Raw genomic sequence first — 20,307 nt, forward strand, 5'->3', positions numbered from 1 at the left:
TCACAGGAGTAACCAATATGTCCAGTGTTTTAGATGAACCTCGCACGGAGGCTTCGACGTCTGCCAGCGGTCGACTTCGCTCAACCATGGCCGCAGCCCGATTGAGCTTTAATTGGCTGGGGGTCCGCAAGTCCCTGAGTTCGTCTCAGAAAGACCAGGCCGCCCATTCGTTTGGTGCTGAAGGGAAATTCCTCTCAGCAGGTAAAAAACTGCTGGATACACGTCATGCGGCGTTCAAAGCGGTCACAGCCATTCGTGGCCGCACGGTCGCGTACTGGAAAGGGGTTTCTCTACCCTTTCCGGAGCCGGGCATTCGCCTGATCCGTCAGGATGCCATCTCTGATTTCGATCGACAGATCGCCGCGTTCCGAGAAGAGCTGGATGCAGCCGTGTTTGAACTGGATCGCCACTACGATGAGCTGCGGAGTGCTGCCCGGAATCGGCTGGGAGATTTGTTTAATCCAGATGATTACCCACCGTCGCTGATCGGCATGTTTGCGATCGAACATGACTACCCGTCAGTGGAACCGCCAAATTACCTGCAACAGCTCAATCCCGAACTGTATGAGCAGGAATGCCAGCGGGTGCAGTCCCGGTTTGACGAGGCGGTACAGCTGGCAGAGCAGGCGTTTTTAAGCGAGCTGACGCAGATGGTGGAGCATCTGACAGAACGCCTCAGTGGACGGCAGGATGGAAAGCCGAAGGTCTTTCGCGATTCGGCAGTGACCAACCTGACGGAGTTCTTTGAGCGGTTTCGCAGTCTCAATATCCGGTCGAATGAACAGCTGGATGAACTGGTGGAGAACGCCCAGCGTGTGATTACCGGTGTTGACCCACAACAGCTGCGGAACAGCCAGGCGTTAAGGGAGCAGGTGGCATCACAGATGACTGTGGTTCAATCCGGCCTGGATCAGTTACTGGTGGACCGTCCCCGCCGAAACATCCAGAGACGTCCACGTTAAAGGGGAGAGCTGATGCAATTATTGATCAAACCGGACGGCGGTGTTCGCTGTCTGTATGACGAAATGCTCGATCTGCAGGGACTGGGCCAACTACAGATCGAACGCGGTTCGCATGTCGAGCCCGATGCAGACGGGCAATGGATGGCCGATTTATCGCCCGTCGAAGGACCACTGCTGGGGCCGTTCCCTAATCGCAGTGCTGCTTTGAACGCGGAACGTGACTGGCTGGAAGCACACTGGCTACCAGCTGTCCGTCAATGAAGTGAACTTATTTTAGTGCCCTCAGGGGCGGTGTGTTTTCACGCTGCTCCGAGGGGGCAGCGTTTTCTCAAGCTTAACAGGAGTAAACGCAAATGACACAAACTCAACTCGACCAGCAGGTCGCTGATGCTACGGGAGAAGATTTACGGGAAGTTCGGTTTCGTGGTTTCAGTCTGGCGGATCCTATGACCATCAGATTCGATCCCGAACCCTGTGACCTGCCGCCGCAGATCCTGGACTGGGACCAGGCAGATCTGGAGCGGAATGTTGCTTTCTTTCCTCAACCTGGCATTATCAACGCTTTTGTATAGCAGCTGTTTCCTTCCGATCCGGTGGCAGTCATCGGATCGGCATTTTTCTAGTCACACAGGAGATACAATGATTACAATATCCCGTTCTTTAATACGTGAGTTGAAAACCGTTTTCAGTCGCGGACTGGGAATTACCAGTCGTCAAACAGGTCCGCCAGTCGAGTTTCTGGTCGATCAGGATGGTCTGCGGATTCGGACCCAAAATCAGCAGATCGCATTGGAATATCGTCTTCCACTTGAAGGACTGGAGAGCCAGCACATTGTCACGCCCTTCGGTCTATTACGATGTTGCCATAGCGTTAAGTCAGATCCGGTTCAGCTGCAGGTTGAAAACGAAAAGATCTGTGCGGAGTGGCAGGATGCCGGTATTCCACAGTCGATTGAGTATCCAACAGTGAAATGCGAGGAGTTTCCGGAACTTCCAGAGCGGCTCGCATCAAATGAATCCCGTCTGATGAGAGCTTTGGGGGATGCTTGCGAAACGGCAACGACTGATTCGGCACGGTATGCACTGGATCATCTGCAGCTGCGTGGCTCTGCAGGGCAGGTGATCAGCACAGATGGCAGGCAGCTGTTGATTCAGGATGAGTTCCAGTTTCCCTGGGAAGGTGAGCTACTGGTCCCTGCCAACCGTCTGTTTTGCAGTCGGGAATTGCGACGTGGTAAGTCGGTGGATGTCGGCAGTACTGCAGAGTGGGTAACTCTGAGATCGGGACCGTGGACCATCTGGCTGAAGATTAACGATAAGGCACGTTTTCCGAATGTGCTAGAGCTGGTTAATAAAGGGCCAGAAACGGTAGCCACTCTACAAGTACCGGATGCGGATGCAAAGTTTATCTGCTCAGCCCTGAAACCAAAACCATTTCATCAGGAAGATGCTGGAAAAGTGACACTGGACCTGAATGGAGAGGTCACGGTTCGTGTCCGGGAAGGGGGGCAGGAGCAGCAGCGGGATTATGTTCTGTGTCGCTCAGAGCGTTCCGGTGAAAGCCTGCGGATCAATACGAGTCGGGAGTATTTCAGGCGTGCTTTGCAGTTGGGGTTTCGGGAGATCAATCTGAGCGGGCCGGATACGCCAGCTTCCTGCAGGGAAGGGGACCGGACTTATGTCTGGGCTCTCCTGACTCAGGCGGAAGCTGTGCAACCACAGTCTGATGCCGTACGCATTGAGTCCACATCGGTGTCTCAGCAGCCCGCCCAGACTCGATCGAGTCCACGGCATGTCACTGAACAGGGACGTTCTGGTCAGAAGCCGGACATCGCTCCAGATCAAGTTTTGACTCAAATGAAGACGCTCTGTGGCGGTTTAACGGAAACGGTCTCACACATACGTGATTTGATGTCCCAGCTTCGTGAACAGAGCCAGGATTGGAGACGTAGCCTGAATTCTGATCAGAGTGTCAGTACCTGAGTGTCAGCAGCTAATATTTCCCGTGCTGTGCCCTGGATACGAATACTGCATTCAGGACACAGGGGACAACATCAAAGGCCTGCGATCCCGTTGGGGACCGCAGGCCTTTTTTTTAGGTGTTCCAGAATAGGCATCCATATGGTGCCAAGTGCCCAGACAGCATGACACACAAAAAGGGTACGTAACCCTTTGAGGTCAGGGCCTTATGGGGCCGGTAAGTATTCCGTGTTTTCTTTCGTTCCCATAGATTCTGTATGATTCGGATATTGCTCACACTCGGACAGATTCTGTTCAATCTTATTGATTTCTCTTTCTCGTTGAAGTAGCTCCGTTTCAGCGTTTTCAAGCTCGATAGATTCCTCGCGGTGGCGTGCTTTCCGGCATTCCAGCATCTTCCGGCTTGACTCTAGCCGTGCACGTTTGGAATCAAGTTCCTGTCGTAAAATTGCATTCTGTTCGCCTGTAGAGGGCTCCTCTCCTTTCTCCAAAGAAAATTGAACCCCGTAGCTCGACAACTTTTCAAACACTTCCTCTGAAGCACGGCTTCTCGCAATGTTGCTGGGAAATTGCACATAAACATGTCCTTCACCATCAAAGTCTTCGGATTCCTGAAGACTCAGGCATGCATTGGATGCCAGGATGAGATCGCGTTCGATCATTGTTACAAATCCATTATGCTTGGCGATAATGCCAAACAAGGATTTTTCGAGGCGATCTATTTCATCACGCCTTTCTGCTGCTCCCGGAAGGTTCTCTTCTGAGTACTTGAGCATGAAGTCGTAAGAGAATTGACGAGAAAACTGCCCCATACCAAATGGGATCACATGAGTGTTGTAGACATGGTTTGTCTTACGATCCGTGTACCGAAACTTGATACCTTTCTCTGACAGGTCTTTGATTTCCTTAAGCCGCTCTTCATGGGAGAGTTCGGCAAAATATTTTCGGTACTCCTTCCTGTCAAAATCGAGGTTCCAGAGAGAAGTTCGCCGAGTGTGCATATCCCTTTCTGTTCCAACGGGCTCTGTTCTGACTCCAAATTGACCCCACTCTTCTACAACCTCATTGATTGCCTGAGTTTGACCGCCTTCTGAGAAGAACATGCCGATCAGGTAATCATCACTCCCAAATCCTTCTTGAAATCCGTGGAAGCAGCTAACTGTTTCTTTTGAATCAGCGTATCCAGGTTCAGCCCCTTCCTCTTTTACGATTCCTTTAAAACGTCGGATTGAAGATTCGATGGAACTTTTCACAATTTGTACTGCGGCAGCAATTTCTTCCTGAGTTTCCAGCTTTTCTCCTTTGAACTGGAGATAGCCTTGGACTAATTGCTCGTGGCAGATCGTGAATACTCTCATCAGAGGAGAACTGCTGTAAAGCAGGCCCGTTTTTTTGTCCAACTCCGTAACTTCGAAGCCCTTTTCCCAGAACTTCTGAAATTCATCAATTCTCTGGGCTTCGGACATATCGTTGAAACGGGATTTAACGTCATTCCAATGATGATGGAGTTCTTCCTCACTGAGTACCATCTCAGCCATTCGTCCACTAACCTCTGACGGCGTTGGACTTGAATCTAAAAGCTTTGTGTTCATCGTGTTCCTCTCTTAAAAGGAGTTCTTCAGGGATACGGCGTCGCTCCAGCAGCGTGACTGGCGGGTAATTTCAAACCGCCGTTGCCGTTCACACCTATATCTATCGAAAGGCCGTAACACGGGAGACGAAAACCGGGCAGAGAATAAAAAGCCCTGCGATCCTATAGGGTCCGCAGGACTTTTATTTAGATATTGATTAAGTTTATTCGCTCTTTTCCTGTAACCGCTTCATTTTCAGAGAATCACCTGTTTCATGATCCAACAGCTCAATCTCATTGTCATTTAGAAATGTGACACTTCCGAAACTTCTTTCTTCTGCCTGCTCAAATCCTCTCTTGATTTCGGAAAATGCCTGTGGATCATTCTGGGCCAGTTGACGTGTGGTGGGATCTGCTGGACTAACACGTATGCTATTGGTAAATTCACAAAGAGTTGTACCATCAAATGACCAAATTCCCTCCACTTCCAGTCTTAATAGCATTGTGGCTCTCTCTCCAGTGGGGGCGACAAAAACAATTTTTAAATTTCCTTGGTGATCGAATGTCGTGTCGGCAGAATATGTAGTTGTACCATCAAGATCACCTTGTAATTCAATACCGGTCTCGTCATCTACTTCAAAGATTTGCATTTTAACTGCCCACTGCCCGGCAAGTTTCTCGACTTCTTGCTCCGACATCCGGCTCATCTCAAGAGCACCTGAGAATAGAACTAGCCCAAAAACTACGAGGCCAGCTATCGACAGTGGCGTCCCCCATTTTTTCTTTTGATAATCAGGGTGATTTTCTTTTACATATTTGTACTGCTCATTTCCTGATCTCATCCACCAGGCAACCAGCAACGCACCGAAGACAAGATTTGATATCAAGTCAGGAAGGATCAAAGTCAGTGCTACCATTCCGATGCTACCGTAAACCCATTTAAAAGATTTTTTCGATCTTTCCGTTTCATTCAAGTTGGCCCAGTTCTTTGCATGCAACCAGGCACCGAAGATGGGGGTTAGTAATAGCGACCAAAAGCCAGCTGCATTTGGATTCCACAGTTCTGGTTCACTGGACACATTTGGGGTAGCCTCACTTGTTTCTGTGGTTGTCTGAGTAACAGTGTTTGCCTGGGGCGAATGGTCAATGTCTTCCACAACACGATTCTTCATACTGGCAGCCACCGCGGCTATTTCTGCAGTGCTGAAGCCCCGCCTCCAGAGTTTCCTGGCTTGATCCGGAACCAGTTGTGACACATTCGAGCAGCGAATTAGCCAGGCAAATATGACTAAGCTGATTACATCCCATGTCAGCATCCAAAGGGGATCATTCGATAGGTTATGACTTGTATGCAGAACATCGGATACTCCAACTGTCGCTGCAATCAGCAAACATCCTCCAACTGGTCCCCATCCATGAGCTGCGGTCGTAAAAGCGGAGCGAATCCATCCGCCTGTGACGTGTGCCAGGATCCAGCCTGAGATTCCGGCCCAGACGGCGTGGATGGTTACCAGGCTGAGGAAGCGTAAAGCGTAAAGGCCCCAGCCTACCTGCATCGGAGCGTACATTGTGAAGTGATAGTACACCGCTTCCCCAAGCCCAAATGCAAGTCCCCCGATCATGGCAAGGTAGACTAATCGCGAGTTAAATTCCTGGCTTCGGGAACGCCAACTACCTGTGTATGCAGCAAAGGCAATTAAAGCTGGAGACAACTTGATAAGTTCTTCGCAAAGACCAATGCTCAACATGTGATTTCGGAAATAAACCGAAAATGATTCCGGGACGCCTGTTCCTTGCATTATAGAGAACGTGTCTTGATAGGCTGTCCCCACAGCCACGAGAAATATCCGAGGTAAATCGAAGAGTATCAGACGTCCCCTGGCCCATTCCTGCCGATCAGACCAATTATTGAGTGCATATTCTGCCAACTCCTGAAATAGCAGTATGCAGATGACACTGATGATTGAATATGAAAAAAGCAGAAGGAGAGATTTGTAGCGACGCTCACCAGCTACTAAATCAGGTTTGTAATATGCGAGCAGTCCCAGTCCACCAAGGGCAGTAGCCAGGTAGAGAACCAAAACTCCAAAGTGACTCAAGTTCAAAGGTTTGCTGCCAAAACTCGCAAACAGATGTCCTGTGATGACAACAGCTGCGAGGGGCCACACGGATATTTTACGGGGAGTCGACTCTTTTTTCAGTTGAGTGAGTCGTCCCAGTATCTCTTTGAGAGCAGGATTGTCGCGAAGCCATTCGTATTCAAGAGCTTTCTCAGCGACTTCATCCTGAAGATCTTCGATTCTTATTTCGATGGAGCGAAGTTCAGATTCTTTCTGTTTGAGTTCGGCTTGTAGCGAGATGGCGGTAGAAACAGAGTCCACTCCGAGTTGTTCGGCAGCTCGCTTCTGAGCATTTGTGAGATTTAACTCGGACTTCTGATGTTTGTCTTTGGCTTTTGTAATACGCTCTCGCAGTCGATTTATTATTTCTAAAACCTTTTCAGTCTCACTACAACGGACTGTCTCCTCCGCTTTCGCGGAGAGAAGAGCCTTACCAAGTTCCTGATTGACCGTCTTAATTCTGAACTCTTCCGCCTTTATCTGACCAGCCAGCTTTAACTGCTTGGCTTTGAGTGCGGTTTGCTCAAGAACCCCAGCTGGATTTTCCGAAGTCACTGAATCTTTCTGTCTCCGCAGTGCTTCAATTCGTGATTCAAGTTCCTTTCGGGGATTGAATCGGAGGTCATCGGCGATATCGCCTGATTGCAGGCCCTTAAAAGCCGTTTTACCCAGTGTTGTGGCTAGTTCAAGCAGTTGCTTCCGTTTAACCTGTAATTGAGATTCAGCTTCTTTGGCTGCGTTCTCAGCTTCACTAACATTTTTAGTCTCTGACTTAAGTAGCGTTATCTGTTCCTGGGTTTTCTTACGCTGTTCAAGTAAATCAAAGTAGCTTTCCCGGTCTCGCTTAAATGCTGTTTCGTTAGCCACCGGGGAGTCTGGGACCAGCAGCATGTCCGAAAACTGTTGTTTCAGGTTTGTATAATCAACTTGCGAAAACTGAGAGGAATTATGTTCTTGGCTCATTATTTTTAGTCCGACTATTTTGAAGTCTGTTTCTATGGGGAGTTGTCATGACCAGTGAGAACGGTGGGGGAGACTATGTGTGGTCTAGAATTCAGTAGCTTTTCGCGGCGATGCATTTACCGTCCCTGATATCACAAGTCAGGCTCATCTTCGTACCAGATGCCTTATGATTAACTTTGCCGAAGTAGACCCAGGTTTCGTCGGGCTTAGTTTCCGAAGTGACTGATGTCTGTGGTACCGGGTAGTTCCTGGCTGAAAATTTGACATTATCGGGTTTGCCAAGTCTTTGGCGGAGTTCTGATGTAGAAAGTCCGATGAGGAAATCTGTTTCTGCATCGGAGATTGTGTCAAATCCTGCAATAAAATCTTTTACGACAGTCGGTTTGTCGGTCTTATAATACGATTGGTAAAGCAAGCCGATGAGGCCCATGATGAAAGCGGCACCGATTGTTGACGAGAACTTGGAGTCAGTTATTTTTTCTTGATCTTCTGCCATGGTTTGCTCCTGACGAGTAATGGAAATACTGGCGTAAATCGCTTTTCCATACCTATCGCGAGAGCGTAACACTGGGATCGTAAAATATTCTGTATATATAGAGTTGACCTACACACCCGACACAACTGGCACAGTGGGAGCCATGCAGACGGTCTGATTTGGTCTGTAACCTGATTTAGAGTAAGAGGATAGGGAAATGCCGGTGATGGATTGGAGTGAAGTTTGGATGCAGTCTGGTTGACAGGGAAGTGATATGCTTAAATATCCCAGTCGACTACAAATACTGGGTACCGCTCTTTGTCAATCTAAAGTTAGAAAAACAAGTAGGGTAGCCCCATCCCCAAGCGAGAAAACAGATGAGTCAGGTGAAATCAATCTCAAAGTTTCTTCTCGCGATCTTCATGGTCGTGGCTGGCACGATGCACTTTGCGAATCCAGCATTCTTTCTGAAAATCATGCCACCCTATCTTCCGTTTCATAAAGAACTGGTGCTGGTCAGTGGCATTTTTGAGATCATCCTTGGGGCTCTGCTGCTGATACCGAAATATTCATATCTGGCAGCCTGGGGAATCATAGCCCTTTTGATTGCTGTATTTCCTGCCAACATCTATCTCTACCAGAACCAGGAGATCCTGCCAGCTTCGCCCACCATTCACCTGCTGCGACTGCCGTTGCAGGGTGTATTTGTACTGTGGGCGTTGTGGCATACACGGTCACGAACTTATGCCAGTAAAGACACTGATCTGACCGATTCGTGAATTGAATGGCACAAGGATCATAAGGACGCATGAATAATCCGATCAATGACATGGGCGACCACTATGAATTCATGACGAAGCAACTCCGTTCGCTTCGTCATTTTGAAAGATGCTTGTTTGCTGTATGGTGTGCCGACCGCCTGTTAATATCACACGCCGATCACCTCATTAAGAAGTTTTCACAATCTGATCTGCAAACATTGCAGGGGGTACTGGACGATATCTGGGATTCATTGTTTAATGGTATGATCCCTGAAAAAGATCAACTGAATGCCCTCGACATGGACTTCATGGAAGTCGATGACGGATGGACTGATCCCATGCGAGAGATAGATCCCATTAGATCCATAGTGCAACAGAGCATTGGGATGTGTATTCTATGCTGTCGCAGAAACGATGTGGGGGTGTCCCAGAATGTTGCTCAGTCAGTGATTGATGGTCTTGACTGCAAGCTTGAAAAAAATGATCCCGGTTATACACCGGAAACTCTATTCGAGCATCCTCAGATTCAGCAGGAACTTGAAACTCAGTTGGCCATGATAAAGAACCTGAAGGGAGAGTATGAACTGGTTCCGAATCTGAGAACGATGTTTCGGTAATGATTTGATATCTACCGGCCCTGTCGCTGATCATCATTTAAGAGTCGTCAAAACGGAAATTATTCTTTCAGAGCTTGTACGTACCGTTCTGCTGATCTCTGGACAGCCACTTTTCCCTCTGTGGCAACAATCTTTCCCCAGAAGGCACCATAAATACGAGAGAAACTGAATGGTTCGACGGTGTCAGCAATTCGCCGAACTGCCGATGCTGGTAGTGGGATCAGATTGGGGTAAGAGTACATAAAGCTTACCCAGCGTCGATCCTGAACAACTTGCAGAATATCACCGGTAAGAAGCACTCCTTCTCCAGCCGCCCCCTCAGACCAGTGCAGGACCGTGCCACCTTCAAAGTGTCCACCGCACCGAATCAAAGTCAGACCATCACTGATCTCCTTCGTTTCACCATCCCAGAACTGGATGGCTGGATCGGGCCGCATCACCCACTCTTGGTCGTCCTTATGCAGATAAATAGGACAATCAAATGCCCGGCTCCATTCCACCATACTCGTGTAGTAGTGCGGATGTGAAATTGCGATGGCAGAAATACCACCAATACCTTTGATCATTTGGATGAGGCCATCGTCAATGAGGGGGATGCAGTCCCAGAGGATATTTCCTTCCGGACGAACTATGAGTAGTGCTCGTTGACCAATGGCAAAGGCTGGTTCCATCCCGATCCCATAGAGACCATTTTCTTTGAGCCGAATGACGTTTCGATGCGATTCTTGAAGGTCAGAGAAAGTCGTCCATTGTTGCCCATTCCAGCCAACATACTGCCGCTCATCAGTACAAATCTTGCATTCGGCAGGTGGTTGGTCCGTTTTATTGAATTGCGTTCCGCAGGTTGTGCAGATGAAGTAGGGCATGTTGCTTACTTTCCATTGATTTACTGACAGGTCGCATAAGTCCCTATATTGTCAGTGGAGCTTGATCCTCAGCGTTGTTACAGATCGCTCTGGATGGTGCGATTTACTCTTCGTTTTTCTTCACCTTGATCCACTCAACTTCCAGCTTGAAAGGGCCAGCTTTCTTATCCCCCAGCAGAAATCCCATGCCAGCTACATTATTGAGATCAAGCTTCTGGTTGGGGAAAACCCGGCCTCTCCAGGTCGCCACGAAGTTCCTGACCGGCAACTCGACTTCAATCCATTCATTCTTTTTAGTTTTAAAAGACTGCCGATAGGAAAAGCCGTTGAGGTTTGGTTGGTCATAGACATTGAATTTATACTCCCGGCCATCGCCTTTAACTCTGACCACGATCACGTCGTCTTTCTGCAATGTAAGGTTGCCGCCCCTGGCTCTCACTGAGGCAAAGCCACCATTATTCTCCAGCGACAATGTGCCGAAGAACTCCATGTTTTTGTCGTCGTTGATTTTGAAGCGACCATCGGACCGTCCACCCATCACACCGTCATTGACCGTTTGCCATGGTTGAGCAGACGCAGGCTTGTCAAAGCTGAAGAGAATACGTTCGTCAGCCATGGATACAGTGGCTATCAAGAAGAACATGGATGCGAAAATGATTGTTGGTTTCATCTGTATTCCTTTATTGCTACCGTAGATTGACAAGCTTACAATTCTGTGCAGGTGTCAGTGCCGAAGCAGGCACGTTTAAATAGGGATTGCACTAAGTACTTAATCGAAATACCCGAAACTCCCAAAGTAATTCAAAATGGTCTGAAAAAGAAGTCCAACTAATCATTGCTGATTATAGATCACTGGGCAGCCTTTTCCGTTTGATTCAGCATTATGTTAGACCACCACACAAGAAAGAACAGTATGCGTTACATCACTGCCTTCCTGACTCTGCTCATCTTGGGAATTGTGTTCGCTGCCCCACCAAAGGTTATTAGTACTCTTACTGGAAAAGTGATTGGAGTTACTGATGGGGACACCGTCAAGGTGCTGGTCAACCGCCAGACAGTCAAAGTTCGATTGGAGGGCATCGACGCACCAGAGTCGAGCCAGAGCTTTGGGACCAAATCCAAGCAGGCATTGTCCAAGATGGTGTTCGGAAAAACTGTGACGGTCAAAAAGACAGGGGAGGATCGCTACGGTCGCACTCTCGGAATCATCATGGTGGGGAAGGTAGACGCTAATGCGAAAATGATTCAGGATGGCTGGGCGTGGCATTACAAAAAATATAACGATGAAGTACGCCTGGCAAAATTAGAACGATCAGCCCGACAGGCGAAGCGTGGCCTCTGGGCTGATGCCAATCCGCTTCCTCCCTGGGAGTATCGAGCCAGGAAGAGAAGGCCAAGTAATCCCCCCGGCACAAAGTTCTGGTTGAATACATCATCCAATGTGCGGCACAACGAAAACTGCGAATATTTCAAAAATACGAAACGTGGTCGAATTTGTGGACCGAATGATGGGAAAGCATGTGGCAGATGCGGTGGGTAAATGTCTCACTTTAGAGACTTGATGAGCGATTCTTTTGCTCTTCGTGGCATCGCCTTGATTTCCAGTTCACGCTTGAGAGCCATACTTCGATTCTCTTGAGTTTCATGATACACCATCGTGACTGGAAGACGACTACGGGTATAGCGTGAAGCAGTACCCGCATTGTGCTGCTCACATCTCCGTCTTAAATCTGTCGTGATTCCCGTGTCTAAGGAGTCGTCAGCACATCTGAGAATATAAACAAACCATCTTGTTATCTTTTCCAGTGTTTCGTCTTCTCTCAGATCTGATTCTACTTCTTCCTGATTCTTCGAATCCACCATTCTCCGAAATGCGTCATTCGGTGTGCCATACCCGTCAGACTTTTTTGCAGCAATGGCTGACAGCAAAAAATCATTCAGCTTAAATCCCACCTCATGTGGAGACATTGCATCTACGATCAGCAAGTCCTGAGCATATTCAATGAGTTGGTTCATCGAACTTGTTACAGAGCGATTTAATGCTTTACCAAACTGAACAGTTTTGAATTCAGGAGCAATGAATTTCCGGAAAGCCCACTGATTGGCATCATCGGCTGTGAAATCCCGGATACAGTCTACTGCTTTTTCGGCAAAGACCTTCTGATTAGTAATACCTTTGGCTGGCATGACACAGGAATAAAGTGATTTGGTATTACACAACAAAATGTACTGACGGCGATTAGCTGGAAAGATGTGGCATGACCAGTCACCAAATGGGTTCCGGTCTAATGGGCTGGCATTGAGCGTACCAATTTTGATTTTCTGCTTGAGCCTTTGAGAGAGACGAAAGATCATAGCGGTTCTTTTTATAAATAGTTGTTTGCTTTTATGTGCATGGCAGTATAATAAATCAGCCGTCTGGAGCAGCCACACAGACGGCTTTTTTTACGAATGGATCCTTTTTAAATTGCCCCGCCATGCCCAGGTTATCTCTTTGTGCCTCCATCATCTTATGCCTGCACTTCGCAGTCGCGGATTCCCTCGCTGATGAACCCAGTCCAGGATCTGAGCTCAGCTCCCAGTTGCGTAAAATATCCACCGTGGCTTCTGTCGTAAATACGCCGATCAATTCCAAACCCAAACAAATCATCATTCATTTGCTGAACTGGCACTTTGTGTCTCGAGATGATTTCGCTACTGATCTTTCTGATTCCTCAGATAGTAAACTATCTGAAGCAGAAATCGAAAAGCAGTATTATGAATTTCTGGATGATGTTGAAGCTGTTCAGAAAGAGCAAAAACAGATCCTACGGTACCTGATTAAGAATTATGAAGTACGATCTGTGTACCTGGAAGGGCTTACCGCGAAAAACTTAAATGCGTTCAATTCGTTCGTTAAAACGCTTCGGGAATTCGAAGTGCCAGAAGGTAATGGTGCAATTGATCTGTTTTTGAAAGAGCAGTATCGACGAGATTTGATGCAGTTGGGAGTTCCTGCCCAGTTGATGATTACAAATGAATTGAACTCTGTCATCCCACTGGAAAATTCAGCAGCGTTTAAATCGGCCAAGCCTATTGGCGAAAATGGCAAGATCAAAGTTAATCAGGAGGCTGAAGAGAAACGGGAAGATGAGATGCTCAAGATCTTACGTAAAGGGCAGGGGATAAGTGTGATCGTGCTGGGCGGTGGGCATGATTTGACGGATAACCTGGAACGAATGAAGTTGGATTCGGTGCAATATATCAGAGTGGCTACAAATCGTTACAAAAAGGTGACTGAAAACTGACTTAACACATGATGAAATATAAATGTCCCACATCGAGTGTCCCGTCTTCTGACCATTCAATTCCGGTGGGCTCAAATTCGACGCAAAGGTGAGGGCATCATCTGCACATCTTAGGGGAGCTTCACAATGACGGAGAGATCGACAAAAATTTATAAGGCATAGCACGGCAGCTTGGTATGGTTATTGGGTATTTCCATTTGATTTATTATCACGCATTCTTCTTATGAATAATACTAATCCATGTAATAGACAAAGAGCAGTCATCCAAATTACAGCACCTAAAACTCGCTGCCAGTGGTGATCCGTTCCAGTTTTGATAGCAACAAATAATGTGAATGCTAGCATCATCCCAAAGATGAAATACCAAGTTTTAAACCTGTTTAATTTCATTGGAGTCATCAAATTAAATGATGTGCCATATTTTACATAGAATTTCTCTTTGTCCCAGATAACTTGCCACTGCTTTGGATCTAAGTACTCCTGAAGATTTGGGTATTTATCAGCGACTTCTGTCAGATATTCAGATAGAGAGTCTCGACATGCTTGTTGAGACGGGTATCCAAACCAAGCCCATAACGGTTGACCTGGCTTTAAAAAAGAAGGATTAGACCCTCTGCACTCTCCTAACATGGCTCGATGTATAGCAATTGTCTTTAAGATTTCTTTTTCATCTTGCGTTAATGAGTTAGCATCCATTTTAATGTTCCACCAATTGAATAAACTCAGTACTTAACGTTAAGCACCCCTTGAATGACACCGGTTACAAGACATCATCTTCTTTTGTCTCCATGTCTGCTCTATCCGCATGTTGAAGCGGAGGCAAACAGGTCAACGTCTCTATTCGATCTTCTTAATCATGATGTCCTTGAACGCAATATTTGCACCGCCCTTATGAAGTTGTAATCCAATAGAACCACTCTTTCGGTTCTGGTGTTCCTGATTGACCACAACGATCCCGTTTATTCTCGCCCATATTTGATCTCCCATGGCAGCAATTACGCATTCATTCCATCCCGAGCGATCAATTGTATCTATAAGATCACGTTTCTGTGAATCATTCAGAACGTAGTATGTTTTATTGTTTACGTAGAGTTGGCCAAGTTCATCCATATTTTCTTCGTAAGAAATGTTTAATTGGGAGCCGGTCATCTTCTTCAGATCTGATAGCAGGTCACCTCGAAACTGAATTCCGCTGTCGCCAGATTTCAGCTTGAATTTCAGCTTCAATATGAAATCTTCAAACTCTTCCTTGGTCGCTGCATAGGTGTCCGATCCAGCTTTCGGGCTTTTATCACCATACAGAACTCCGTTCTCGATCCACCAGAATCTTCTATCAAGTTCCCAATTATCCAAATCCTTTCCATTAAATAGCGGAATAAAATCACTGTCGTCTATCTTTTCCAGCTCCTGAATTGTTTTGGGAACCATGGCGGACTGACTACCAACGGTCTCGGAAGGGGCGGATGCTGGGTTGGCTGGAGATGACGATTCTGGGGAATTATTGGTGGTCTTCAGGTCCGAAGCCGGGAGAGACAGTTCCCCCTCCACGACACGAAATCCCTGTGTATTCAATGATTTTCTAGGTTCAAGGAACCCACGACGAGAAGAGCGAAGGAATGAATTAAGGTCTATAAAACAGCCGCCACGGATAACTCGCATCGTTCCTGTAGAGGGGCCTGATGGAAAAGCACTATATTCCTGTCGATAGGCATCCTCTGAGTACCAGTCTTGGCACCACTCGCGTACATTGCCGCTCATATCGTACAGTCCCCAGGCATTGGGTTGCCGGGTGCCAACTGGACGCGGGCAAATAGTGTTTTTGGTATTCCACAATGACCAGCAATAGGAGTCTCGGGAATCAATTGGAAAATGGTAAATAGTGGTTGTTCCGGCTCGACATGCGTATTCCCATTCCGCTTCCGTCGGCAATCGGTAAACGCGGTCATTACGTTTGCTAAGCCAGTTGCAAAACGCCATTGCGTCGGCGTATGTAACCATTGTAACTGGATAGCTGTCAGAAGCCGAATACCCTGGATTAGCCCAGTTAAAATCCGGATTATGCTCTCCATAACTCGACGCCCGACTTGCCTTCCAGCCACCCTCACCAGAGGCCTTAGCTTCGGTCACGTAGCCAGTTGCCTCCACGAATTCACGAAACTGACCAACCGTGATTTCATAAGCACTCATGCTGAAGGGTTTTGAGATACTGATTTTTCGTCGTGGCTGTTCGTCCGACCTCGCGTCGGGATCACCTTCTACGCTTCCCATCACAAAGGAACCAGCCGGGAGTTCTACCATCTTCAATTTGAAGGGTTCATTATTTGCTACGGGTTTTTTGTTGATTGGATTGGCGTTGGCATCAGTTGTCGGGTCGTTGATCTGTACATTCAACTGATCTCGTCCACTGACAGTGATGTTGCCAGGAGTCAATTGCCGATTGCCAGGGCCGGCGAGAGAGAGTTTATAACTCCCGGGGGCAACCAGAAATTTGGCCTGGTCACCTAACTCGACAGATCGGACTTTCCCATCTTCGCTGGTGATCTGAATGACATCACCGGGCTGATGATTTTCGACCAGAATTGTGGCTTGTCTGTCAGTTTCCACAATAAGCTGATAAGCTCCGAAACTACCCATACCAAGTATCAACGCTATGAGTAGTATCCATGGACTAACACGCTTCTTTTGAGGTTGTGGGGTAATTTGAGGTTCCGGAGCTGCTGCTTTCTGACGCTTAGAATTCGTAGAAGTCCCTGGGCGATTCGTCTTTTGACGACCAGTCCCTGAGTCTGATGAAGGGGCAGGGGATCTGGTGTTTTTTTCCTGGGACTTGATCGACTGCTGCAGCTGCTCCAGTTTCACAGCGACGGAATAGATGTTTTTCGGTCGTTTCTGGGGATCCTTTTCTGTCAAGCGGTTGCCCAGCTTACTGAGGATCTTGATTAGGTGTTCCCGTTTTGGGCTACTCTTATCCGCTGGTAGCTTTGTGAGCAGATACTTGAGCACACGGCCTGTCGAATAGATATCAGAACGATAATCAACTGGTCCACTACCGTGAGCCTGCTCAGGGGACATGTAGCCGACAGTGCCAGCTCCGATCCGGGCTGCAGATTTCCCCGATTCGGCGGCGATGGCCAGTCCGTAATCAATCAGTTTGATTGTGCCGTCAGTCAGCCGCATGATATTGCCCGGTTTAACGTCACGATGAACAAAACCTTTAGCATGCAGCTGTTCCAGGGCACGGCAAGTTCCCAGTAACGCATCAATAATTTCTTCCGGCGTCTTTATCAGTCCCTGGTTGGCAAGGTTCTGTAGCGAATCCCCGTCGAGTAGTTCCTGGGCCAGAAACAGGCAGCCATCGTGCTCCCAGGCGTCGTAGGCTCGGACCAGGTTGGGATGCTCCAGCTGACCAGCAGTTTCCATCTCCCGCAGGAAATGTTCATAAGCGACCGGATCATCCTGCCGAATCCCCTGGATCACTTTCAGAGCGACAGGGCGTTTCAGGTTCGAGTGCCGCCCCTCATAAACCTCGCCCATTCCACCAGATCCGATCAATTTCAGCACTTCATACTGTCTCAGATTGCAGGGGACATCCAGTGTCGAATCATGGTCTTTTTGCTGACTGGGAGCGAGCTGTCCCCAGATCGTCGTGGCCCTATCTTGAAGCATCTCTTCTTCGATGGCGATGCGGGCATTTTCGAGATCGGCCTGGGTGATCCTAGCCAGTTGCTTCCCGATTTCATTGTGGGGCTCATCGAGCTGGCCGAGTATCAGCTGACATTTTTCGCAGATTTCCACATGATCACAGACGGATTCCAGCTGATCTCCAGGCAGGTCACCGTGGTTCAGTCGAATCAAATCTTCTTTTGTGGGGCAACTTGCCTTTTTGACCATGATTGGGGTACCGAATATATTTGTCCTGTTTCTAGAAATGCTCCTGTGAATAAATATCGGAGGGCCGTAACACGGAAAAATATATTAAGAATCTTCGTTGAATTCGTCGACCATCAAATCCCTAAGTCGTTTCAGCACCCTTTGTTTGGCAACCCGCACAGCGGCAGTGGTCACATCGAACTCTTTCGCAATTTCAGAACTCGGAATATCCTCCACCGTTCTTTTCCAGAACATCTGCCAGGTCTTTTCGGCGGTCGATTCCCGAACCAGTTCTAACGCCCGGGCTTTGACTTCTTCCAGTGCCTGCTGTTCTCCGTCGATCTCATCAGCGTCTTTCTGGTCACGATTGACTAAGCCATCCAGCAGTTCCTGCGGTGTTCCCTGATCCTGAGGCAATGATCGGAAATAGTCTGCAGCCCGGCGTTCCACGATCGTACGCAGCCAGCCCCGAAACTTGCCTTTGGCGGCATCACGCTCGAAGTTTCCAATGCTATTGTAGATTTTTTGGAGGGCATCCTGAAGAACATCGTCTTCTGCTGACTGAGGCACATTCTTTTTTCGAATCCAGAACTTCAGGAGTGGGGTGTAGACCAGCACAAAGTTATTCCACCGATCCTGGGAAAACTCCTTCAGGTCGAAAATCATGCTGGAACGGGTGTGCCATTGAGACTGGGAGTGGGATGGCTGGGGGGAATGGTCTTCTGGTTTCATACTGCCGTCAGGCTCAGTCACATTTTCTCTCCCGCTGCATGCATGCTCATTTACTCGCTCTGGTAACAATTGAAGGAGTACTGATCGTTATGATATCTGTCCCCCAAAGGGTAGCAAAGTATGTGACAGAATGCCATTAGCAGGGGGCATGTGACCAGGGGGTGTCGGCAGGGACAGAATGGACCGGTTCTTTAAAATCTGGAATTTAAAGATGGTGCGGCGGCACTGTTTATTTCTTCTGATTACTGTTGCTGAGTCGAAATTATCATTTTACAAGCAGTTGTCATTCTCAACAGTTAGATCATAGCCCGGCTGTGCTCATCTTGCTGGATTCCCCACCATGTGGATACTGTGTTTTCCTTGAAACCAGCGACCTGTTACGCGACTCTTGCGAAATGTGCCCAGGAAGCCATACTGGTGATCGAATACACTGATGTACCACGAGTGGTCCCCGATGTCAGGAAGCCGTCCCTCTACACGTGTCAGAGCATCCCGCCAGACACCAATGTGATTCACGAGGACTACCGCACGTCGTGTAGATTCATCAAAGAACCGTTCCCAGCCTTGTGCCAGTTCCAGTTTGCCCTCAATTCCCCCAAATGGATCTATGTCACTATGCCCCAGATGGAGTGGGTTACATCGAGCAAAATGCAGAAGACCGTCAGTTGTCACTCCGACTACTTGGGCCAAGTCTTCGAAAGCTTAAATATGCTCGTGAGGAGGGCATAGATTGGCGTCCATTGATCAAAAGCCAGTTGAGTTCACTTGGACGGAAACAAGTCGCTACAAAGCGTCTCGACAATAAAACGGCTGACGCAAAAGTGATGAAGCAGGCGATAGAAAAACATCCTGATTCCCCAGCAGATCAACAGGCATATTGGTGCAACACGACACAAAAAAGTCGTGCTAGTTACTTCAGATTTCGTCAACGGTATCAGAAAATGCTGGAAGATTCTGAGTGACACCTGCATTCCATCCATTACCACACCTATCCAGCAAGGAGCAGATAAATGCTTAAACAGATCGCCAAATCAGACGGCAATAATGAATGTCTCATGAAAGCAGCCAGCGATGCCATCGCAGTTCAAGATGCTGTCAATCTTATTGCTATAGTTGGATGTTTCCATCGACACCTCAAGGCAATGAGAGAAACTGGAATGTCTGGGGATGAACTCAACAATCATCCAGTCACGATCTGCTTCATAAGTAAGTTATCCAGTCTGTGCAGGATGACTGTTGAACGGGAAACTAAAGCCTTTGGGGCCATTGAAAAGATGGCAAATGGCGAAACGGTTCAGTACGAAGTGATTCCCATCTGACACCCATTGATTGATCATTTGCAACAGTTACTTCTTCCCCTTGGGTTTTTCGTCATCTTTGAATGTGGATAAGACATACCTCCGATTCAGTGGCTGCGGAAAACGAGCCTCAGATTCGAACAACTTACGGATTTTTTCCAGCTTGGTTTTGTTTATCTCATATGGATTTTTAATGACTACCCAACTAACGTTTTCGCTGTAGGGCGGTGTGGTCAGCGATCCTTCATATCTGTAGTGCTTTTCCCAGTCGGTTGGCAAAAAGTCCTGTGGATTAAAAGAGACATGATAATCAGGACCGTTGCTTGTTCCAGCAGAGGAGAGAGAGGCGATCTGTGTGAGCAATGAATGCAAAGGATCTTTTGTTTTGCCGGGTTCGATGAAAATCCCAATAACTGCCAGTGATCCATCATGAGAATTTTGGTGAACCACGTGTAACTCCATCGTATGCTGACTTCCATCCACCCAGTGCTCACTGGGATGATGAAAATGAAACTGTCTCAGGTGATATTTCTTACCGGATAGTTCGATGTATTGACGACAGTCCGAAGCGAAAAGTACCTGCATTCCATGATCACCTTTATGAATGTGACCATGGACATCACCATTCCATTCTATCTTTAATTTGTCGTCTCCGAAGTCTGCATAAATCGAATTTCTGATATCGATAGGGGACTGCTGGTTCATGGTGTGCTTTTCCTGTTCTCAAATGATGGATTCACTGTTGTTCAGGTTGTCCCAAATCAGATTAAGTAAGACAAGAATATTCTTTCCTGAAAACCATCTGA

20 protein-coding genes are annotated in these 20,307 nt (G+C 47.6%); 9 read left to right on the plus strand and 11 right to left on the minus strand.

Annotated elements, in window-relative coordinates; translation table 11 throughout:
* The first annotated feature begins 17 nt into the window (after positions 1-17).
* The 4 genes from HG66A1_RS07945 to HG66A1_RS07960 all read left to right on the plus strand — a co-directional run bounded on the left by HG66A1_RS07945 (position 18) and on the right by HG66A1_RS07960 (position 2,945).
* Complete coding sequence (locus HG66A1_RS07945) at positions 18-962, plus strand: hypothetical protein (protein WP_145181841.1); 945 nt, start codon at positions 18-20, stop codon at positions 960-962.
* Positions 963-974: 12 nt separating this feature from the next.
* Positions 975-1,223 carry a hypothetical protein gene (locus HG66A1_RS07950; RefSeq protein WP_145181843.1) on the plus strand — a complete coding sequence of 83 codons (249 nt, stop codon included), beginning with the start codon at positions 975-977 and terminating at the stop codon, positions 1,221-1,223.
* Between the two features lie 92 nt (positions 1,224-1,315).
* The gene (locus HG66A1_RS07955; protein ID WP_145181845.1) at positions 1,316-1,534 is read left to right on the plus strand and encodes a hypothetical protein; all 219 of its coding nucleotides are present in this window, start codon (positions 1,316-1,318) and stop codon (positions 1,532-1,534) included.
* Between the two features lie 67 nt (positions 1,535-1,601).
* Entirely contained in the window at positions 1,602-2,945 is a 1,344-nt protein-coding gene (locus HG66A1_RS07960) for a hypothetical protein (protein WP_145181847.1), read from the plus strand.
* A gap of 203 nt (positions 2,946-3,148) precedes the next feature.
* On the opposite strand, the gene HG66A1_RS07965 is transcribed toward HG66A1_RS07960, so the two are convergent.
* The 3 genes from HG66A1_RS07965 to HG66A1_RS07975 all read right to left on the minus strand — a co-directional run bounded on the left by HG66A1_RS07965 (position 3,149) and on the right by HG66A1_RS07975 (position 8,091).
* Positions 3,149-4,534 (minus strand): hypothetical protein, encoded by a 1,386-nt coding sequence (locus HG66A1_RS07965; RefSeq protein WP_197997035.1) that lies wholly within the window; start codon positions 4,532-4,534, stop codon positions 3,149-3,151.
* A 202-nt stretch (positions 4,535-4,736) separates the two neighbouring features.
* Positions 4,737-7,595 (minus strand): PrsW family intramembrane metalloprotease, encoded by a 2,859-nt coding sequence (locus tag HG66A1_RS07970; protein ID WP_145181851.1) that lies wholly within the window; start codon positions 7,593-7,595, stop codon positions 4,737-4,739.
* Between the two features lie 91 nt (positions 7,596-7,686).
* Positions 7,687-8,091 carry a hypothetical protein gene (locus HG66A1_RS07975; protein WP_145181854.1) on the minus strand — a complete coding sequence of 135 codons (405 nt, stop codon included), beginning with the start codon at positions 8,089-8,091 and terminating at the stop codon, positions 7,687-7,689.
* 356 nt (positions 8,092-8,447) lie between these two features.
* Between HG66A1_RS07975 and HG66A1_RS07980 the strand changes: the two genes are divergently transcribed.
* Entirely contained in the window at positions 8,448-8,849 is a 402-nt protein-coding gene (locus HG66A1_RS07980; RefSeq protein WP_145181855.1) for a DoxX family protein, read from the plus strand.
* A 29-nt stretch (positions 8,850-8,878) separates the two neighbouring features.
* A complete protein-coding gene (locus tag HG66A1_RS07985; protein ID WP_145181856.1) occupies positions 8,879-9,448 on the plus strand; it encodes a DUF416 family protein in 570 nt (189 codons plus the stop codon).
* Positions 9,449-9,507: 59 nt separating this feature from the next.
* On the opposite strand, the gene HG66A1_RS07990 is transcribed toward HG66A1_RS07985, so the two are convergent.
* Entirely contained in the window at positions 9,508-10,314 is an 807-nt protein-coding gene (locus tag HG66A1_RS07990; RefSeq protein WP_145181857.1) for an MBL fold metallo-hydrolase, read from the minus strand.
* Positions 10,315-10,417: 103 nt separating this feature from the next.
* On the minus strand, positions 10,418-10,984 hold the full coding sequence (locus HG66A1_RS07995; protein WP_197997036.1) for a CIA30 family protein: 567 nt from the start codon (positions 10,982-10,984) through the stop codon (positions 10,418-10,420).
* Between the two features lie 243 nt (positions 10,985-11,227).
* On the opposite strand from HG66A1_RS07995, the gene HG66A1_RS08000 reads away from it, so the two are divergent.
* A complete protein-coding gene (locus HG66A1_RS08000) occupies positions 11,228-11,854 on the plus strand; it encodes a thermonuclease family protein (protein WP_145181858.1) in 627 nt (208 codons plus the stop codon).
* 5 nt (positions 11,855-11,859) lie between these two features.
* On the opposite strand, the gene HG66A1_RS32365 is transcribed toward HG66A1_RS08000, so the two are convergent.
* Complete coding sequence (locus HG66A1_RS32365) at positions 11,860-12,669, minus strand: GIY-YIG nuclease family protein (RefSeq protein ID WP_232106775.1); 810 nt, start codon at positions 12,667-12,669, stop codon at positions 11,860-11,862.
* Positions 12,670-12,914: 245 nt separating this feature from the next.
* Here HG66A1_RS32365 and HG66A1_RS08010 point away from each other — a divergent pair, with 245 nt between their 5' ends.
* Complete coding sequence (locus tag HG66A1_RS08010) at positions 12,915-13,601, plus strand: hypothetical protein (RefSeq protein WP_197997037.1); 687 nt, start codon at positions 12,915-12,917, stop codon at positions 13,599-13,601.
* A 180-nt stretch (positions 13,602-13,781) separates the two neighbouring features.
* On the opposite strand, the gene HG66A1_RS08015 is transcribed toward HG66A1_RS08010, so the two are convergent.
* From HG66A1_RS08015 to HG66A1_RS31870, 4 genes are all read right to left on the minus strand, one after another.
* Positions 13,782-14,297 carry a hypothetical protein gene (locus HG66A1_RS08015; protein ID WP_145181861.1) on the minus strand — a complete coding sequence of 172 codons (516 nt, stop codon included), beginning with the start codon at positions 14,295-14,297 and terminating at the stop codon, positions 13,782-13,784.
* Between the two features lie 141 nt (positions 14,298-14,438).
* Positions 14,439-17,492 (minus strand): SUMF1/EgtB/PvdO family nonheme iron enzyme, encoded by a 3,054-nt coding sequence (locus tag HG66A1_RS08020; RefSeq protein ID WP_145181863.1) that lies wholly within the window; start codon positions 17,490-17,492, stop codon positions 14,439-14,441.
* An 84-nt stretch (positions 17,493-17,576) separates the two neighbouring features.
* Positions 17,577-18,224 (minus strand): RNA polymerase sigma factor, encoded by a 648-nt coding sequence (locus tag HG66A1_RS08025; RefSeq protein WP_145181865.1) that lies wholly within the window; start codon positions 18,222-18,224, stop codon positions 17,577-17,579.
* 297 nt (positions 18,225-18,521) lie between these two features.
* Positions 18,522-18,875 carry a hypothetical protein gene (locus tag HG66A1_RS31870; RefSeq protein ID WP_197997038.1) on the minus strand — a complete coding sequence of 118 codons (354 nt, stop codon included), beginning with the start codon at positions 18,873-18,875 and terminating at the stop codon, positions 18,522-18,524.
* Between the two features lie 338 nt (positions 18,876-19,213).
* Between HG66A1_RS31870 and HG66A1_RS08035 the strand changes: the two genes are divergently transcribed.
* Positions 19,214-19,522: a hypothetical protein gene (locus tag HG66A1_RS08035; RefSeq protein WP_145181867.1), complete on the plus strand. Its 309-nt coding sequence runs from the start codon at positions 19,214-19,216 to the stop codon at positions 19,520-19,522.
* 27 nt (positions 19,523-19,549) lie between these two features.
* On the opposite strand, the gene HG66A1_RS08040 is transcribed toward HG66A1_RS08035, so the two are convergent.
* Positions 19,550-20,206 (minus strand): carbonic anhydrase family protein, encoded by a 657-nt coding sequence (locus HG66A1_RS08040; RefSeq protein ID WP_145181870.1) that lies wholly within the window; start codon positions 20,204-20,206, stop codon positions 19,550-19,552.
* Between the last annotated feature and the right edge of the window lie 101 nt (positions 20,207-20,307).

Origin of the sequence: Gimesia chilikensis (assembly GCF_007744075.1) — a bacterium.
GTDB lineage: Bacteria > Planctomycetota > Planctomycetia > Planctomycetales > Planctomycetaceae > Gimesia > Gimesia chilikensis_A.

What these genes read in the sequence shown, in the direction of transcription:
- HG66A1_RS08015 (WP_145181861.1), bottom strand. Translation starts at nt 14,297, where the DNA reads ATGGATGCTAACTCATTAACGCAAGATGAAAAAGAAATCTTAAAGACA.
- HG66A1_RS07965 (WP_197997035.1), bottom strand. Translation starts at nt 4,534, where the DNA reads ATGAACACAAAGCTTTTAGATTCAAGTCCAACGCCGTCAGAGGTTAGT.
- HG66A1_RS08020 (WP_145181863.1), bottom strand. Translation starts at nt 17,492, where the DNA reads ATGGTCAAAAAGGCAAGTTGCCCCACAAAAGAAGATTTGATTCGACTG.
- HG66A1_RS07970 (WP_145181851.1), bottom strand. Translation starts at nt 7,595, where the DNA reads ATGAGCCAAGAACATAATTCCTCTCAGTTTTCGCAAGTTGATTATACA.
- HG66A1_RS07980 (WP_145181855.1), top strand. Translation starts at nt 8,448, where the DNA reads ATGAGTCAGGTGAAATCAATCTCAAAGTTTCTTCTCGCGATCTTCATG.
- HG66A1_RS07975 (WP_145181854.1), bottom strand. Translation starts at nt 8,091, where the DNA reads ATGGCAGAAGATCAAGAAAAAATAACTGACTCCAAGTTCTCGTCAACA.
- HG66A1_RS08035 (WP_145181867.1), top strand. Translation starts at nt 19,214, where the DNA reads ATGCTTAAACAGATCGCCAAATCAGACGGCAATAATGAATGTCTCATG.
- HG66A1_RS07985 (WP_145181856.1), top strand. Translation starts at nt 8,879, where the DNA reads ATGAATAATCCGATCAATGACATGGGCGACCACTATGAATTCATGACG.
- HG66A1_RS07990 (WP_145181857.1), bottom strand. Translation starts at nt 10,314, where the DNA reads ATGCCCTACTTCATCTGCACAACCTGCGGAACGCAATTCAATAAAACG.
- HG66A1_RS07960 (WP_145181847.1), top strand. Translation starts at nt 1,602, where the DNA reads ATGATTACAATATCCCGTTCTTTAATACGTGAGTTGAAAACCGTTTTC.
- HG66A1_RS08000 (WP_145181858.1), top strand. Translation starts at nt 11,228, where the DNA reads ATGCGTTACATCACTGCCTTCCTGACTCTGCTCATCTTGGGAATTGTG.
- HG66A1_RS32365 (WP_232106775.1), bottom strand. Translation starts at nt 12,669, where the DNA reads ATGATCTTTCGTCTCTCTCAAAGGCTCAAGCAGAAAATCAAAATTGGT.
- HG66A1_RS08040 (WP_145181870.1), bottom strand. Translation starts at nt 20,206, where the DNA reads ATGAACCAGCAGTCCCCTATCGATATCAGAAATTCGATTTATGCAGAC.
- HG66A1_RS07955 (WP_145181845.1), top strand. Translation starts at nt 1,316, where the DNA reads ATGACACAAACTCAACTCGACCAGCAGGTCGCTGATGCTACGGGAGAA.
- HG66A1_RS07950 (WP_145181843.1), top strand. Translation starts at nt 975, where the DNA reads ATGCAATTATTGATCAAACCGGACGGCGGTGTTCGCTGTCTGTATGAC.
- HG66A1_RS07945 (WP_145181841.1), top strand. Translation starts at nt 18, where the DNA reads ATGTCCAGTGTTTTAGATGAACCTCGCACGGAGGCTTCGACGTCTGCC.
- HG66A1_RS07995 (WP_197997036.1), bottom strand. Translation starts at nt 10,984, where the DNA reads ATGAAACCAACAATCATTTTCGCATCCATGTTCTTCTTGATAGCCACT.